General features: G+C 62.0%; 13 protein-coding genes. All 13 read right to left on the reverse strand.

Annotation, left to right across the window (positions count from 1 at the left end):
- Nucleotides 1-29 precede the first annotated feature (29 nt).
- The 13 genes from HU742_RS26235 to waaF all read right to left on the reverse strand — a co-directional run bounded on the left by HU742_RS26235 (nt 30) and on the right by waaF (nt 14,336).
- Nucleotides 30-794 carry a glycosyltransferase family 2 protein gene (locus HU742_RS26235; RefSeq protein WP_186639796.1) on the reverse strand — a complete coding sequence of 255 codons (765 nt, stop codon included), beginning with the start codon at nt 792-794 and terminating at the stop codon, nt 30-32.
- A 54-nt stretch (nt 795-848) separates the two neighbouring features.
- Nucleotides 849-1,805: a glycosyltransferase family protein gene (locus tag HU742_RS26240; protein ID WP_186639794.1), complete on the reverse strand. Its 957-nt coding sequence runs from the start codon at nt 1,803-1,805 to the stop codon at nt 849-851.
- A gap of 63 nt (nt 1,806-1,868) precedes the next feature.
- Nucleotides 1,869-3,272 (reverse strand): PIG-L deacetylase family protein, encoded by a 1,404-nt coding sequence (locus HU742_RS26245; protein ID WP_186644437.1) that lies wholly within the window; start codon nt 3,270-3,272, stop codon nt 1,869-1,871.
- An 8-nt stretch (nt 3,273-3,280) separates the two neighbouring features.
- Nucleotides 3,281-4,177: an antimicrobial resistance protein Mig-14 gene (locus HU742_RS26250; RefSeq protein WP_186644435.1), complete on the reverse strand. Its 897-nt coding sequence runs from the start codon at nt 4,175-4,177 to the stop codon at nt 3,281-3,283.
- Nucleotides 4,177-5,307, reverse strand: coding sequence for a glycosyltransferase (locus tag HU742_RS26255; protein ID WP_186644433.1), 1,131 nt, complete (start codon nt 5,305-5,307; stop codon nt 4,177-4,179). The genes HU742_RS26250 and HU742_RS26255 overlap by 1 nt, the downstream gene beginning before the upstream one ends.
- Entirely contained in the window at nt 5,291-7,048 is a 1,758-nt protein-coding gene (locus HU742_RS26260) for a carbamoyltransferase C-terminal domain-containing protein (RefSeq protein ID WP_186611834.1), read from the reverse strand. The genes HU742_RS26255 and HU742_RS26260 overlap by 17 nt, the downstream gene beginning before the upstream one ends.
- A 332-nt stretch (nt 7,049-7,380) precedes the next feature.
- The gene (locus HU742_RS26265; protein ID WP_186644431.1) at nt 7,381-8,832 is read right to left on the reverse strand and encodes a lipopolysaccharide kinase InaA family protein; all 1,452 of its coding nucleotides are present in this window, start codon (nt 8,830-8,832) and stop codon (nt 7,381-7,383) included.
- The gene (locus tag HU742_RS26270) at nt 8,832-9,584 is read right to left on the reverse strand and encodes a lipopolysaccharide kinase InaA family protein (RefSeq protein ID WP_186644429.1); all 753 of its coding nucleotides are present in this window, start codon (nt 9,582-9,584) and stop codon (nt 8,832-8,834) included. The genes HU742_RS26265 and HU742_RS26270 overlap by 1 nt, the downstream gene beginning before the upstream one ends.
- Nucleotides 9,581-10,315, reverse strand: coding sequence for a lipopolysaccharide kinase InaA family protein (locus HU742_RS26275; protein WP_186639782.1), 735 nt, complete (start codon nt 10,313-10,315; stop codon nt 9,581-9,583). The genes HU742_RS26270 and HU742_RS26275 overlap by 4 nt, the downstream gene beginning before the upstream one ends.
- Nucleotides 10,315-11,121, reverse strand: coding sequence for a lipopolysaccharide core heptose(I) kinase RfaP (gene rfaP / locus HU742_RS26280; RefSeq protein ID WP_186644428.1), 807 nt, complete (start codon nt 11,119-11,121; stop codon nt 10,315-10,317). Before rfaP ends, HU742_RS26275 begins: the two co-directional genes overlap by 1 nt.
- The gene (locus tag HU742_RS26285) at nt 11,118-12,242 is read right to left on the reverse strand and encodes a glycosyltransferase family 4 protein (protein ID WP_186639778.1); all 1,125 of its coding nucleotides are present in this window, start codon (nt 12,240-12,242) and stop codon (nt 11,118-11,120) included. Before HU742_RS26285 ends, rfaP begins: the two co-directional genes overlap by 4 nt.
- Nucleotides 12,242-13,300 carry a lipopolysaccharide heptosyltransferase I gene (waaC, locus tag HU742_RS26290; protein WP_186644427.1) on the reverse strand — a complete coding sequence of 353 codons (1,059 nt, stop codon included), beginning with the start codon at nt 13,298-13,300 and terminating at the stop codon, nt 12,242-12,244. Before waaC ends, HU742_RS26285 begins: the two co-directional genes overlap by 1 nt.
- Nucleotide 13,301: 1 nt before the next feature.
- On the reverse strand, nt 13,302-14,336 hold the full coding sequence (waaF, locus tag HU742_RS26295; RefSeq protein WP_186644426.1) for a lipopolysaccharide heptosyltransferase II: 1,035 nt from the start codon (nt 14,334-14,336) through the stop codon (nt 13,302-13,304).
- Between the last annotated feature and the right edge of the window lie 96 nt (nt 14,337-14,432).

Genomic DNA, 14,432 nt, shown 5'->3' on the forward strand with positions numbered 1-14,432 from the left:
CGCGGACCCGGACTCGTGCTTCGAGAAGCTCAATAATTGATAAGCCAGCCAACGCACACTCCGAGCAAAAGGATCAGGAAAAGTTTGATTTGCTCACGGCGCCTGCGACGCGCCTTGCGCTGGCGTTCGACAGGAACTTCGACATGAACACCGAATCCGGTATGTAAAACAGCATCCCCTTCGAGCGTGACTGCGGTCAAGTTCAGTTGCGCGTAGCGGAGCGACAGGGCTTTTTCACCACCGAAACCGGCAAAAGGCGCGCAGAGCTGATATTCCTTCAGCCGCCGCAAGCCCGGATTGAGAGAAAAACTCTGCCACTCAGGCTTATCCGAGATCAGGGGATAGCACGGCACGCCGCCGATCAGCTCACGCTCGCCCAAGCGGATATAGGGACTGTGTACGCACAGGTCATAGACATAATTGCGCAGCCATACCTGGAGAATCTCGGGACGCAATTTCAGGATCGTCAGCGAGTCTTCCACGAACGCCGGGCGGTAGAACTCCCAGTCATCCTCGCAGTGGAAAACATAGGGCGTCTTGACGTGTCCGTAGGCCAGGTCGATTGATGCCAGCTGTCCCAGTTTCGGCTGGTTGACGAATACCGTGCAGCGCTCCTTCCAGTGATCGGGAATCACCGCGTGCACGCCTTCATCGCCTGCGTCTTCAGTAATGAACACTTCGCGAATAGACGCCGTATTGAAACGGTCAAAACTCTCGAGCGTCCGCTTGAGCAGATCGAGCCGGCCGCAACTGGTGACCACAAGAGTGATGTCACTATCGTCGGAAAACTGCACTGAAATACCATTTAGTCAAATGCCACCCTGTCGTTGGATGGCATAACGGTTTTATTAAATGCCCAGTTTCTGGCGCAATCGCTCCAACAGACTCAAAGGTCCACGCGGCCGCAAGGGCGGCTCCAGCGCTTCCACGATTTTCTGTCCGATACGCGCGAAGCTGAACTGTTCCAGCGCCAGCCTGTGGCCGTTGCGGGCGATACTGTGCGCCAATTCGGGGTCCGCACGCAGCCGGGAAAGTTTTTCCTGAAGTTGCGGGATGTCTCGATACAACACCACGTTATGCATGTCCTGCAGCCCCAGCGCCCGAGCTTCCTCGGCGCCTTGGTCAAACGCCAGCAGCACGCAGCCGCAGGCCATCGCCTCGAAATTCTTGATCATGTACTCGCCCATGCCCACGTCGGCACTGACGAAAAAACGAATCCGATTGAGCGTCTCGCAATACTCTTCGCCGGACTTGGTACGGGTTACCACCAACGGCTCAACGCGCGCCAATTCATCCAACAGCGCCTTGCGACCACTATAGGCGACGCTGTTGGTGCTGCCGACAAAGGCCAGTTCGATGTCCCGTTCGCGCTGCCGGTCCTGCAACAACGATTGATCGTAGCCCTTGGGAACGAAAACCGCATCGAATCCTTCCGCACGCAGGCGTTCCGTCACCATGAAACCGGAGCTGATGACCCTCACCCAGGGCAGACGACGGTAATGGGCGCTGAACTTGCCCGTGTATTTGCACGGAATGTAGTTCTGGTAGGCGTCATGTTCGAGGATCACCAGGTTGGGGATCGTGCGAATGAAGCTGGCCTGGCGAATTTCCTGCTTGAAGCGCAGGAAAAAGACGATCCGGTCGTAGCTCGATACATCCACGTGACGTCGGAAATAGCCTCGCAGATTGCGTTGTTCCGCACTGTCGAGCCAACGCAGATCGCACTCGCAATGAGCGGCCACGCCTTCATAGAGCCGATCCAGAATGGCCCGTTGTTCTTTCTGCACCAGAAATAGAACTTTCATCGTCTTCCTTGCGGCACCGAACGACTTGATAGATAGCCGGAGGCGGTGTTGCCCCCTGGGCCCTTAAAGCCGCCAGAACAGTTCATGGCGGCGCACAGCCTTGCGAAAGAATTCATTCTCGCCATAGGGCGATTCCCTACGCCCGGCCAGCAGGCGCTGGATGCCACGACGCAGGCGGCGCTTGAACGGGGCAGGCGGCTGCAGGTCGTGCATCATGCCCAGCGCCATCGCCTTGTCATGCAGGCCCGCCAGTGTCAGCGGCAGGCTGAGAGGATGCATTGGCCGGTCCGGATCGAAATGCGGTGGCAACGCGATGCCGCTGCCCGAGTCGCCCATGGGCCAGCGATCGTTATCGTGCAGGTGGTTGGCATAGCCCAGCAGCAGGGTCGGTTGCCACTCCAGGCCCTCAAGCGCCTGCAGGACAGCGTGGTGGGCGCAAAGATGGTCGGGGTGCGGATCGAGAGCCGGATGCGGCAACACAATCACTTCGGGACGTGCCTTGAGTATCAGTTCCCGCAGGTCCGCCAACAGGTTGTTCCAGGTCGGGGCGCCATCGGCATCGCCGGGCAAGGCAAACGGGTTCAATTGGCGAAACAGACGGGTATCGCTCAGGTCCGCCTCGCGGGAACCCTGGGGCTGGCCGGGCGCAGCTTGCATGGCGGCCAGTTGCAGGCAGAAGTAGCCCAACTGCACGCAGTGCTCCTGCGGTACGCCGGCCCAGCGCGGCACGACGATGCTGTCCCAAGCCCGCAGCCGACCCTTGAGCCGTGCGGCGTCTGCGCGCCCCAGGCCCATGCGCTGATAATGTCGCGCTTCGATTTCGCCAGCGGTGAGGGTCACGATCCACGCTTCGTCCGCCTGGCTGTAGAGCCCATAAGCGGCCAGCTCAGCATCGTCGGCGTGGGGCGCGATGACCATCGTGCGCGAGTGCCGTACGTCCACGGGTGCGAATGACCAGAGCATCGGTTCACCCGACACGCGACAAAAACGCCCACGCAAGCGCAGCTCACCCCGGGACAGCACGGCGCCCTGCTCGCTGAGGTTGAGGTAGCGCAGGCCATTGACCCCGCGTTCGAAGGTTTGCCGTTCCGGACTTTCGTTGCCCAATAACTCGACAACCGGATCAATGAATCGTCCCAGCCAGGTACTTCTGATTCGCAGCGCCAGGACCAGCGTCGCGCCGTCGTCCAGTATCACGCCCTCGTCCAGCCGCAGCCGCCCGGCATTCAAATGCACCTTGGGTTGCTGGGTGAACGGCGGGAAGTTGTACTGGTAATCGTCCCGGGGCGAATAGAACAGATGATCGGCGAACCATGCCTCGTGGGCGATCCAGCCCAACAGCGCCAGCACCAAGGGCAACCACCAAGCGACCAAGACGCCGAGTACCACCAGCACAACGAGCGCGCATAGCAATCCCAGGCGCTTGTTGCGACGATGGCGCGTGAGCAACTGTTGTTTTCGATTCATGGGCGGGTTCATACGGTAAACACCGGCACGGGGTTGCACCAACGGTCTTTGTATTCACGATCCGCCCGGCCGAACGAAAAACGCAAGGGCTTGCCGGCGGCGCGGGCATGCTCCCAGGCGCTTTGGGTGTTGAGGAAGCTCAACACACTCCCAGGGCTGAACTCGCGGGTCTGCGGGTCGACACCGCCATTGACGTATTCGACACTGATCCAATCGGGCGCTTCGACGCGATAGACCAGTTGAATGGCAATCGGTGCATCGTGGAGGAAAACCACCGAGCCGATCAGCAATTCGCGCAGCAGTTCGATCACCTCCTCCATGCGCTCGGCGCCGGTGGCAGCGAAGCCCCAGCGGCGCTGGAACAGGTCGCAGTAGATTGACGCCAGTTCAGCGCTGGGAAATTCGCCAACCGGCCGCACCAATCCGCCCGCCTCTTCCAGCAACCGAAGCTCGCGGCGTTGGTTATAGCGAAATTTCTTCGACAGCTCTTCCGGAAGGCGCGCCATGGCCAGCTGTTCTTTCTGCGGCTTCAAGCCGCTGAAACGGCCCTCGTTGAGCGCCGACAGATACCGCCCCTGATGACGCAACGGTGCCTGGGCGCCAGGTGCCGCTGGCAGGATCAACTCGGCATTGCCTAAGTCGAACAAGCCTTTTTTGCCGCTGCGCTTGAGCACGTCCTTGGACAAGGCCAGGTCGCGGCCCCAGGTCGGTATTGCCGCCTTGAGCTCGCCGTCCTGCTCGAACGCCAAGTAGCGCACGGGGATGTCGGCCAGCGCGGCCAGCCGTTCGACTACCAGGGGATGCGTCGCCACGCTGCCGCCGAAACGTTCCCACGCCTGTGCATAGGTCGAGGCGTCGGTGGTTGACCAGCCGCGCTCGCGCCAGCCTTGGAATCGGTTGAGCATCAGTTCCTCGGTGCCAGTTCGGTCACTTGGGGCAAACGCCAGAATGCTTCGCGTACGGCGCGATCCGAAAAGCGTTCACGCAGGCGATCAAGCATCAACTCGGCACATTGTCGGCGTTGCAGATCGCCCATCGCTGCCAGGTGTTGCAGCCCTTGGGCCATGTGCTCGGCGTCACCGAGCGGAAACAGGATCCCGACGCCCTCGACCACCTCCTTCGCGCCGCCGCAAGCGGTGGCCAGCAACGGAACGCCGGCCGCCATCGCCTCGAGCAGCACCATGCCGAACGGCTCGTGGTCGGAGCTCAGGGCAAATGCGTCGAAGGCGCGAAAATAGCGACGTGCCTCGGGCACTTGACCAAGAAACAGCACGCGGTCGGCTATGCCCAACTCCAAGGCGAGCTCTTTGAGGTCCTGCTCCAGGCGTCCCTTGCCCAGGATTGCCAGCTGGCTATTGGTCGGCAGATATTCCAGTGCAGCGGCAAAACCTCGTAGCAGGGTGGCCTGGTCCTTGTCCGGATGCAGCCGCCCGACGTTGCCGACAATCCAGGCATTCGCCTGGAGCCCAAGTGTGTGCCGCGCCTCGTCCCGGGACACCTGACTGGCTTGCAGGGCGTCGAGATCGATGCGGTTGTAGAGGGTCTGGATCTTCGCAGCAGGCCATTTCGGCAGGCAACGACGCATGTCGTCACGCACTGCATCGGACACCCCGAGCAGGCTCAGGCGCTTGCGAAAAACATGGGCGAACAGCCGGCGGGTACGCCGTTGATAGTCACCAAAAGCATGGTGCACGCCGATCACCGGCAGGCGAGTACCCAGCAGGGCGATGTAGATTGGCTTGAAGCGATGGGCGATGCAGAAACTGAAATTGCGCGAAGCGGCGATCTTGCGCAGATCGCCGATGGCGCCCAGCTTCAGGCCGCGAACGGCGCTGGAGCTGTACTCCATGAACAGCACCTCGTCCGAGGCGCACGCGGCGGCGACTTGCGCATCCGCCGCTCCGGTGAGAAACACCGTCGTCACGCGATAGCCAGTGCCCGCGAACAGGCTGGCGTACTGACGGGCGCAGTCCAGGAACGGCCCGTCATAACCGTGGCAGAACTGCAGCACATGTCGCTCAGCCGAGCGTGTCATAAGCGTCCACGCCGTCTTTGACCACCAGGATGTCTTCCATGATCAGGTACTGCAGGTCGGAGCCAAAGAACATGTTCAGCGCGTCGGTCGGCGAGCAGATCATCGGTTCGCCACGACGGTTGAGCGAAGTGTTCAGCGACACGCCGTTGCCGGTCAGCACTTCCAGGGCCTTCATCATGTCGTAGTAGCGCGGATTGTATTCGCGCTTGAGCACCTGGGCCCGGGAAGTACCGTCTTCATGGACGACTTCCGGCACGCGGGTTTTCCATTCTTCGGCCACTTCGAAGGTGAAGGTCATGAACGGTGCCGGGTGATCGACCTTGATCATCTGCGGCGCCACGGTGTCGAGCATCGACGGGCAGAAAGGCCTCCAGCGCTCGCGGAATTTGATCTGCTCGTTGATCCGATCGGCCACGCCGCTGGCGCTCGGGCATCCGATGATCGAGCGACCGCCCAAGGCACGCGGGCCAAACTCCATGCGGCCCTGGAACCAGGCCACCGGGTTGCCGTCGACCATGATCTTGGCGATGCGCTCGGGGGTGTTGTCGATCTTGCGCCATTCAGGCTTGCTCGGATGACGGGCGCACGCGGCGATCACGTCTTCGTTGCTGTAGGCCGGGCCGAGGTAGACGTGTTCCATTTTCTCCACTGGCACGCCACGGGCATGGGACACATACGCCGCCGCGCCCACCGCCGTACCGGCGTCGCCGGAGGCCGGCTGTACGAACAGCTCCTTGACGTCGTCGCGGGCGATGATTTTCTGGTTCAGCTTGACGTTCAGTGCACAGCCGCCGGCGAAGGCCAGCTTGCCGGTTTCCTTGAGCACGTCGCCCAAGTAGTGGTCGATCATCTGCAGCGCCAGCTTCTCGAACAGCGCTTGCATGCTTGCCGCGTAGTGAATGTACGGCTCGTCGGCGATATCGCCTTCGCGTTTCGGACCGAGCCATTCGATCAGCTTCGGCGAGAAATAGAAGCCCTTGCCCTTCTCTTTATAGCGACGCAGGCCGATCACGTTGGCGTAGTCGGTGTTGATCACCAGCTCGCCGTTTTCGAACGAGGCCAGGCGCGAGAAATCGTACTTGCTGGCATCGCCATAAGGCGCCATGCCCATGACCTTGAATTCGCCGTCGAGCATTTCAAAGCCGAGGAACTCGGTGATCGCACCGTACAGGCCGCCCAGGGAATCCGGGTCGAAGAATTCCTTGATCTTGTGGATCTTGCCGTTTTCACCGTAGCCAAAGAAGGTCGTGGCGTATTCGCCCTTGCCGTCGATGCCCAGGATCGCGGTTTTTTCCTGGAAGCCCGAGCAGTGGTAGGCGCTGGAGGCGTGCGCCAAATGGTGCTCGACCGGCTCGATCTTGATCTTTTTCGGATCGAAGCCCAGTTGCTCCAGGCACCAGACGATTTTGCGGCGATAGCGCTTGTAGCGACGGTTGCCCATCAGGATCGCGTCAAGGGCGCGGTCCGGGGCGTACCAGTAACGCTTGGCGTAGTGCCAGCGCGCTTCGCCGAACAGGCTGATCGGGGCAAAGGGGATCGCCACCACGTCGACGTCGGACGGCTTGATGCCAGCCTGTTCCAGACAGAACTTCGCCGACTCGTAGGGCATGCGGTTCTTTGCATGTTTATCGCGTACGAAGCGCTCTTCCTCGGCCGCCGCGATCAGCTTGCCGTCGATGTACAGCGCCGCGGAAGGATCATGGCTAAGGGCGCCGGACAGGCCAAGAATCGTCAATGCCACAGGGGTCTAGCCTCTTATGTCTGCATACGGGCGACAAGCGCCGCGAAAAATTGATGTGCCACGCGCCAGGGGTGCGGGGCAGCTAAAGGGCGGGATTATAGCTTAAAAGCGGCGGCAAGCCTCTAGCGGTGAGTGGGGCGCGTGCAGCACACGATTGCCTGGCGCTATTTGTAGGGCAGCGCACCTTGTGCCGACCTCACGTGAACAGCAGGGTCTTTTTGATCGCTGCCACGCTCTGCGTGGGCATGAATCCCGTGACGCTCTGGCTCATCCCGGAAGCGGAACGCGGAGCGTCCCTGGCGGCGTTCCCACGCAGGAGCGTGGGAACGATCTCATGGCGCGCTATCGACGTCCTTGGGCAACCGCCCATCAATCACCTGATACAACGCACTCCCCTCAGGCCAATTACGCATGAACCGCGCGCGGTCCCGCGCATAGGCCGGGGCGAAGCTGGCCTGGGTGCGGTGCTGGCACATCGAGTCGAGGTCGATCAGCGCCCAGCGGTCGTGTTGCCAGAACAAGTTGTGGCCCTTCAAGTCGCCGTGGCTGATGCGTTCGCGGATCAGGTCGGCGAACAATCGTTCCAGCGCCAGCAACTCAGGTTCGGGCGCCTCACCGCTTTCCACGTAGGGGGCGAAGCGCTCGATGATGTCCGGCCCCGCCAGGTGTTCGGTGACCAGATAGGCGCCGCGGCGCAGCCACAGGAAGCGCTTTTCCAGCAAGGCCAGGGGCTTGGGCGTGGCGATGCCGAGAAAGGCCAGGCGATGGCCTTCGCGCCAGGAATGCCAGGCGCGGCTCGGGCGCCAGAAGCGCTTGAGCCAGTGGGCGAAGTTCTTGATGTTGTAGCGCTTGATCACCAAGGCCCGGCCGCTCGCCTCGACTTTGCCGACGCTGGCCGCGCCGCCGGTCTTGTACAGGTGGCCTTGGTCAAGCAACGCATCGGCCTGCTCCAGTACTGGCATCATGGCCGTTTCTTCATCGCGCCGGATCGCCCGCAGGCCGAACGCTCCGCGCCGTACGCTGAACAGGCTGCACTCGCGCCCGACTTTTTCGAGGAAATCCTTCAGGCGCCAGGCATGCACCTTGTCGATCTGTTTCTGCAGCGCTTCCATGGGCAGCGCGTGTTCGGCGTTGCCCAGCAGGTAATACACCAACAGCTCTTCGTTGAACGGCTGGAGGGCTTTGGGAAGCTGGGCGAAAAACACTCCCAAGTTTTCCAGCACTTTTTGCCGGGACAACGGTTGCCCCGGTGTTTCGGCGCGAATACCCGCCCCGTCAATCAGATAGAGCTGGCCGCCATGACGCAGCAGATTGTCCAGGTGCAGGTCTTCCTGCCACAGACCTTTGCCGTGCAGTTGCGCTATCGCCCCCAAGGCCTCGGCCAGCACCGCCGTTTGTTCGTCTGCCAGCATTGGCAACTGCTCGACTTGCTTCCAGGCATCGCCCAGGCTCTCGGCGCCTTCCAGCAACTCGAACAGCAGCCAGCCGCCTTCGCCTTCCTTCAAGCCGTCAGCCAACAGCAAGGGTGTCGTCAGTCCCTGCTCCGCCAGCAGGCGAACGCCTTGCAGTTCACGCTGGAAATGCCGGGGCGCCTTGCTGCCCACCAGCAACTTGGCCAGCACCGGCCGGCCACGCCAGATGCCAGCACCAACGTAGCGTTGCCCTGGCAATACCCGCAACAGCGACAACAACTGCAGTTGCGCCGGCCCGGCGGCATCCGCCAGCTCCAGGCTCAGGGGCAGGCTCGGGCTGCGGCCGGCGCTTTTCAGTTCGGACAAATGCATCAGCGAACCTCCTTATGAGTGCGTCGCGCGCTTAGCCGGTTTATCCACTCATCAACCAGCACACCGTCGACGGGCTGGCCCAGATAAGCAGACAGCAGTTGACGCACATCCGCTTCACTCCAGGCCCGGGCCCGGCGCAGCAACGGCTCCAGATCCTTGACCCGGTCACGCAGTCCGAACAACAGCGGGCGAGTTTTTTCCAGGTCGATCAACTGCGCCTGATAGCCGCTCTCGGTGGCTTGCAAGAAAATATGCTTAGGATAAAAACAGCCGTGCACCTGACGCATGCCATGCAGGCGCCGCGCCAGATGCCCGCAGGCCTGGAGGATGGTGGTGCGTTGCGCCGCCGTCAGGGTCGACCAGCGCAACAGGAGCGAATCGAGGTCATCCCATCCGTCCAGGGCACGGGTCAACAGGATCGCCCGCACCTCACCGTCCACTTTGCGTTGACCGTAGAATACTGCCTGCAAGGCCGGAATGCCCAGCTGGCGATACCGGCTGATGTTGCGAAACTCCCTGGAAAAGCTGGGCTCGCCAAAGGGGTGCGATAACGTCCGGGTCAGGTAGTTGTTCTGGCGCTTGAGGTAATAGCCCTGCCCTTCGAGCTCCAGTCGGAACACGCTGCTCCAGCCACCGCCCAGCGTATTGGGCTCATCCACCGCGTCCAGTTTGCGCGACCAGAGGGCTTCGAAGCTGTCCAGGCCATGGCGCTCCAGCAAGGCCCGATCTTCAGCGGCCAGGTAATCGGTCATTCACGCCCCTCGAAAAATCTCACCACGTGACGAATGCGTTTTTTGTCACACGCATCGAGCCGGTCACGCTGGTTGTATTGCAGATAAAAACGCAGGCGCTGGGTGGCCGACAAATGATATTTGCCCACCTTGTCCAGGCAGGCCAAGTCCTTGGTAATCCGGTACTTGAGCCAGAAGCCACGCCAGAAATCACCGTTCGGGCAGTCGATCAGGAACAGCCGCGCCTGGTCATCGATCAACAGGTTGCGCCACTTCAAGTCGTTATGGGTGAAGCGGTGATCATGCATCGTCCGGGTGTATCCGGCCAATTGCCGGCTCACGCCATCGACCCAGGCGCGGTCGGCCAGGCGCGGATCGTGTCGCTCGGCCAAGGCTGAAAGGTCTTCGGTGCGTGGCAGTTCTCGGGTGATCATCGCCCCGCGATCATAGGCCGCGCCACGCCGCTCCAGGCCCCAAGCGACGATCTCGGCCGTGGGAATGCCCCACTTGGCGAAACGCTTGAGGTTCTGCCATTCGGACTTGACCCGTGGCTTGCCCAGGTAACGCCGCAGCCCCTTGCCGGCGCCCGTGTAGCGCTTGACGTAGTAATTGACGCCGTTGCGTTGCACGCGGATCACCTCTGACAGCGGATCGCGCGTCAGGCGCTCCCCCTGAAGGGCGAACACCGCGTCCAGACTGCCGAAATCCTCTGCCAGCTCAGCGTAGGCCGGCTCCAAATTCCAACCCGACATCAGAGTGCATCCCCATACCGCTGCTTGCGCGCATACAGCTTGTTGGCCTTGCCTTCGAGCCAGGCCAGCAACGGCGCCTCTTCGGCCAGGACCTGGCGCAGCGGCTGCTGGAAATAGCCCTTGAGGAAACGCAGCTTGTCGCGGCGGGTCAGGCCAATGTCCAGCGCCGAGAAATACAGCGCCGCCAGGTCCTTGTTGCGCCAGCGAGTGGTGATGGCGGGCCGGGTCTGGGCGCGGTGCAGGTCGATCACCGAGAGCTTGAAATCCCCCGGCGTCACCGGTTTGTCGGTGTGCAGGAGAAAGTGACAGATGTAGCAGTCGCGATGATTGACCCCGGCGCGGTGCATCATGCCGGTCATGCGCGCCACTTCGGCGATCAGGGCACGCTTGAGCGTCGGCTGCGGCGGCTGCTTGAGCCAGTCGATGCTGAAATCTTCGAGACTGATGGTCGGGGCCAACTCCTCGGTGACGATGAACGAGTGCTGGTCCGCCGGGTTGCTACCCTTCTCGCCATACGCGACGGCGGTCATGGTTGGTACGCCGGCTTCCTGCAAACGCTGGATCGCCTTCCACTCCTGGCCCGCGCCGAGTACCGGCAGCTTGGCAGTGAACAGGTTCTTGAAGATCTCGCCCCAGCCAATGCCGCGGTGGATCTTCACGAAAAAGCCGCGCCCGTCCACCTCCGTGCGCAAGGTGCGCCGGGCTTCCAGCTCACGATAGACCTCCCCTTTGAGCGCCTCGACTTCGACGAACGCATCGCGTCCAGCCCAAAGGGTCTTGAACGGTTCGGCCAACATCAATTTCATTCAGCGTGCTCCGCCAATATCACATCCGCCGCGTGCTGCGGCATGCTGTAGAGGTCAGCCGTCTCGGCAAAGACCAGACCGTTGCGGCTCCAGGCCGCCCGCGCGCCAGCATCGCTCAACATCCGGCCCAGGTATTCGGTGAGCTGTGCTTGTTCGAACGGCTCGTCCAGCACCAGGCCACTGTCAGCCTCGGCGATGTAATGGGCATATCCACACACCGCGCTGACCAGCACCGGCAACCCGGCCACCAGCGCTTCGAGCAGTACCGTGCCGGTGTTTTCGTTGTAGGCCGGATGTATCAACAGGTCGGCGCCCAGCAGGAAACGCGGGATGTCGCTACGGCCCTTGAGGAACCGTACGTTGTCGCCGAGCCCCAGCGTCGCGCTCTGCAGTTGGAATACCTTGGGGTCGTCCTGGCCGATTACAAACAGCCGGGTGCGCTTTTTCAGTTCCGCCGGCAACCCGGCCAGGGCCTTGAGGCTTCGATCCACGCCCTTGGTCTTGAACCCCGAGCCGATCTGCACCAGCAGCAAGTCGTCGTCCGCCAGGCCGAATTCGGCCCGGAACGCGGCGCGGATTTCGTCGGCGTCAGCAGGCCGGCGGCGGTCCTGGGCGATGCCCGGCGGCAGCAGGTGAAAGCGTTCAAGCGGGGTGTCGTAATGCTTGATGAAGAGCGGTTGCTGCACTTCGGAAATCATCAGCACTTCGGTCTTGGCATCCTTGGCGAACACGGCTCGCTCGTACTCGGCGAAATGCCGGTAGCGGCCCCAACGCCGGTACAACGAGTTGCGCAGATTCTGCGCCTTGTCTTCAAAGCAGCCATCGGCGGCGTAATAGACGTCAAGGCCGGGCATTTTGTTGAAGCCAATCAAACGGTCCACGGGGCGCTTGGCCAGGTCGGCCTCCATCCACGCGCTGAGTTTCTCATTGCGGCGATGATTGAACAGCGCCTTGACCGGCGCCACCAGCACTTCGAAGCCTGGCGGGACGTCACCTTCCCAGATCAGCGTGTAGACACGGATCTGGTGGCCGCGTCGCTGGCATTCGAGGGCGATGCGCATGAAATCGCGCTGCAGGCCGCCGAACGGGAAGTATTTATAAAGGACAAAAGCCAATTGCATCAGCGCGGCTCCTCAGCCAATAACGTGCTCAGGTGGCTGGCAACACGCTCAGGGTTTACACGGGTGAAGCACAGGGGCTGCTCGCGTTTCAGGTCAAACCGACGGGCATCTTCGGCGGTCGGTGGATACGTACATTGTTTTTGCATGCAGGGCGCACAGGGAAAGTCGCTGGCGAGGTGAATCTGGCCCTTGCCGTACGCCCCGGTCAGTACCGGGTTAGTGGGGCCGAGTAGCGAAATGGTCGGCACGTCCAACGCGGCAGCCAGATGACCGAGGCCCGTATCCACGGCCACGCACGCCTGGGCGCCAGCGAGCACCTTGCCCATCCCGGCCAGGTTCAGTTTCGGCAACACCAGGGCGTTGCGCAGCCCGCTGGCAATGCGTTCGGCCCGGGCCTTCTCGGCAGGGTTGCCCCACGGCAATTTCACCACCACGCCGAACTGGCCCATGCGCTCGGTGAGCTGGCGCCAGTAAAGCTCGGGCCAGTGCTTGGACTCCCAGGTCGTGCCATGCAGGAATACCACGTAAGGGTAGGCGCGCGGCAACTCCACCAGCCGGTCGACGCTCAGGCCGTAGCTGCCCTGGGTCTTGGGCAGGTCATACCCCAGCGCCAGGGCAAACAGCTGCCGCACGCGCTCGACTGCATGTTGCCCACGGGCCACCGCCAGACGCCGGGAGTAAAAACGCGCGGCCATTGGTTCACGGGCCGAGTGCTTATCCAGGCCGGCCACCGGTGCCTTGACGTAGCGAGTCAGCCAGGCGCTTTTCAGCAGGCCTTGGGCATCGATCACCAAGTCATATTTTTCGGCGCGCACGCTTTGTTTGAAGCGTCGCCACTCGCCACTCTTGATGGTTTGCCAGAGGTTCTTGCGCCAGCGCCGGATCGCCACCGGGATGACCTTGCCCACAGCCGGGTGCCAGGTAGCAATTTCGGCAAAACCCTCTTCCACCACCCAATCGAACCGGATACCAGGGATCGCTCGCGCCGCATCGGTCAGCGCCGGCAAGGTGTGGACCACATCCCCCAGCGACGAGGTCTTGATCAGCAATACCCGCAAGTTAACGGACCTCCACGGGAGTGCCCTGCAAACGCTCCAGGGCATCGTTCACCGACGGCGGCATGAGCTGGCGCAGGCAGTTGTAATGACCGAAGCGGCAGGTGCGATCGAAGCATGGGCTGCACTCGATGCCCAGGCGCACGACTTCGACCTTGTCGGCCAAGGGCGGCGTGAAACCTGGCGAGGTAGAGCCGTAGACCGCTACCAGAGGGCGATTCAGCGCCGCCGCGACGTGCATCAGGCCGGAGTCGTTGGAGACCACGGAATCGGCGCAGGACAACAGATCAATGGCCTCGGCCAGGGACGTGTCACCGCTCAGATTGGTCGATTCTTCTCGCAGGCCTGGGATCAGTCGCGAACGGATGTCCTCGCCCACCGAGTGATCGTTTTTCGAGCCGAACAGCCAGACCTGCCAGCCTTCACGGATCTTAGCTTCGGCCACTTGGGCGTAATGCTCCGCCGGCCAGCGCTTGGATTCGCCGAACTCGGCGCCTGGGCACAGGGCCAATACCGGACGATCCAGGCTCAGGCCGAACTTGGCCAGGGCCGCTTCGCGGGTCACCGGGTCGATCGCAAGGCTCGGTCGCGGATAGGGCTTGGGCAACTGCACCCCAGGCTCGTAGGCCAGCGCCATGAAGCGCTCGATCATCAGCGGATAACGTTCTTTGTCCAACGTGCGCACGTCGTTGAGCAGACCGTAGCGAAACTCGCCACGCCAGCCGGTGCGCTTGGGAATGCCGGCAAAGAACGGCACCAGCGCCGACTTCAACGAATTGGGCAACAAGATCGCCTGGTCGTACTGGCCAGCCAGGGACTTGCCGATGCGTCGACGAGTCGCCAGTTCCAGCACGCCGTGACCGAGCGGAAAGCTCAAGGCCTTGCGCACTTCGGGCATGCGCTCAAGGATCGGCCGACTCCATTCCGGAGCCAGGACATCGATTTCGCACTGCGGGTGACGCTGCTTGAGGCACTGGAACAGTGTCTGCGCCATCACCATGTCACCGACCCAACTGGGCCCAACGATCAGAATATTCATGTGGCTTCCAAAAACGATACGGGGAGGCCTACGCCTCCCCGCCTCGAGAATCACTGTGGCTTAGGTCGTTGCCTGCTGCCTTCAATCTACAACCGC

Origin of the sequence: Pseudomonas marvdashtae, from assembly GCF_014268655.2 — a bacterium.
In the GTDB taxonomy this organism is placed as follows: Bacteria; Pseudomonadota; Gammaproteobacteria; order Pseudomonadales; family Pseudomonadaceae; genus Aquipseudomonas; species Aquipseudomonas marvdashtae.

Excerpts from the sequence above, each read along its gene's own strand:
- HU742_RS26240 (WP_186639794.1), bottom strand. The coding sequence starts at position 1,805 with ATGAAAGTTCTATTTCTGGTGCAGAAAGAACAACGGGCCATTCTGGAT.
- HU742_RS26245 (WP_186644437.1), bottom strand. The coding sequence starts at position 3,272 with ATGAATCGAAAACAACAGTTGCTCACGCGCCATCGTCGCAACAAGCGC.
- HU742_RS26250 (WP_186644435.1), bottom strand. The coding sequence starts at position 4,177 with ATGCTCAACCGATTCCAAGGCTGGCGCGAGCGCGGCTGGTCAACCACC.
- HU742_RS26255 (WP_186644433.1), bottom strand. The coding sequence starts at position 5,307 with ATGACACGCTCGGCTGAGCGACATGTGCTGCAGTTCTGCCACGGTTAT.
- HU742_RS26265 (WP_186644431.1), bottom strand. The coding sequence starts at position 8,832 with ATGCATTTGTCCGAACTGAAAAGCGCCGGCCGCAGCCCGAGCCTGCCC.
- HU742_RS26270 (WP_186644429.1), bottom strand. The coding sequence starts at position 9,584 with ATGACCGATTACCTGGCCGCTGAAGATCGGGCCTTGCTGGAGCGCCAT.
- HU742_RS26275 (WP_186639782.1), bottom strand. The coding sequence starts at position 10,315 with ATGTCGGGTTGGAATTTGGAGCCGGCCTACGCTGAGCTGGCAGAGGAT.
- rfaP (WP_186644428.1), bottom strand. The coding sequence starts at position 11,121 with ATGAAATTGATGTTGGCCGAACCGTTCAAGACCCTTTGGGCTGGACGC.
- HU742_RS26285 (WP_186639778.1), bottom strand. The coding sequence starts at position 12,242 with ATGCAATTGGCTTTTGTCCTTTATAAATACTTCCCGTTCGGCGGCCTG.
- waaF (WP_186644426.1), bottom strand. The coding sequence starts at position 14,336 with ATGAATATTCTGATCGTTGGGCCCAGTTGGGTCGGTGACATGGTGATG.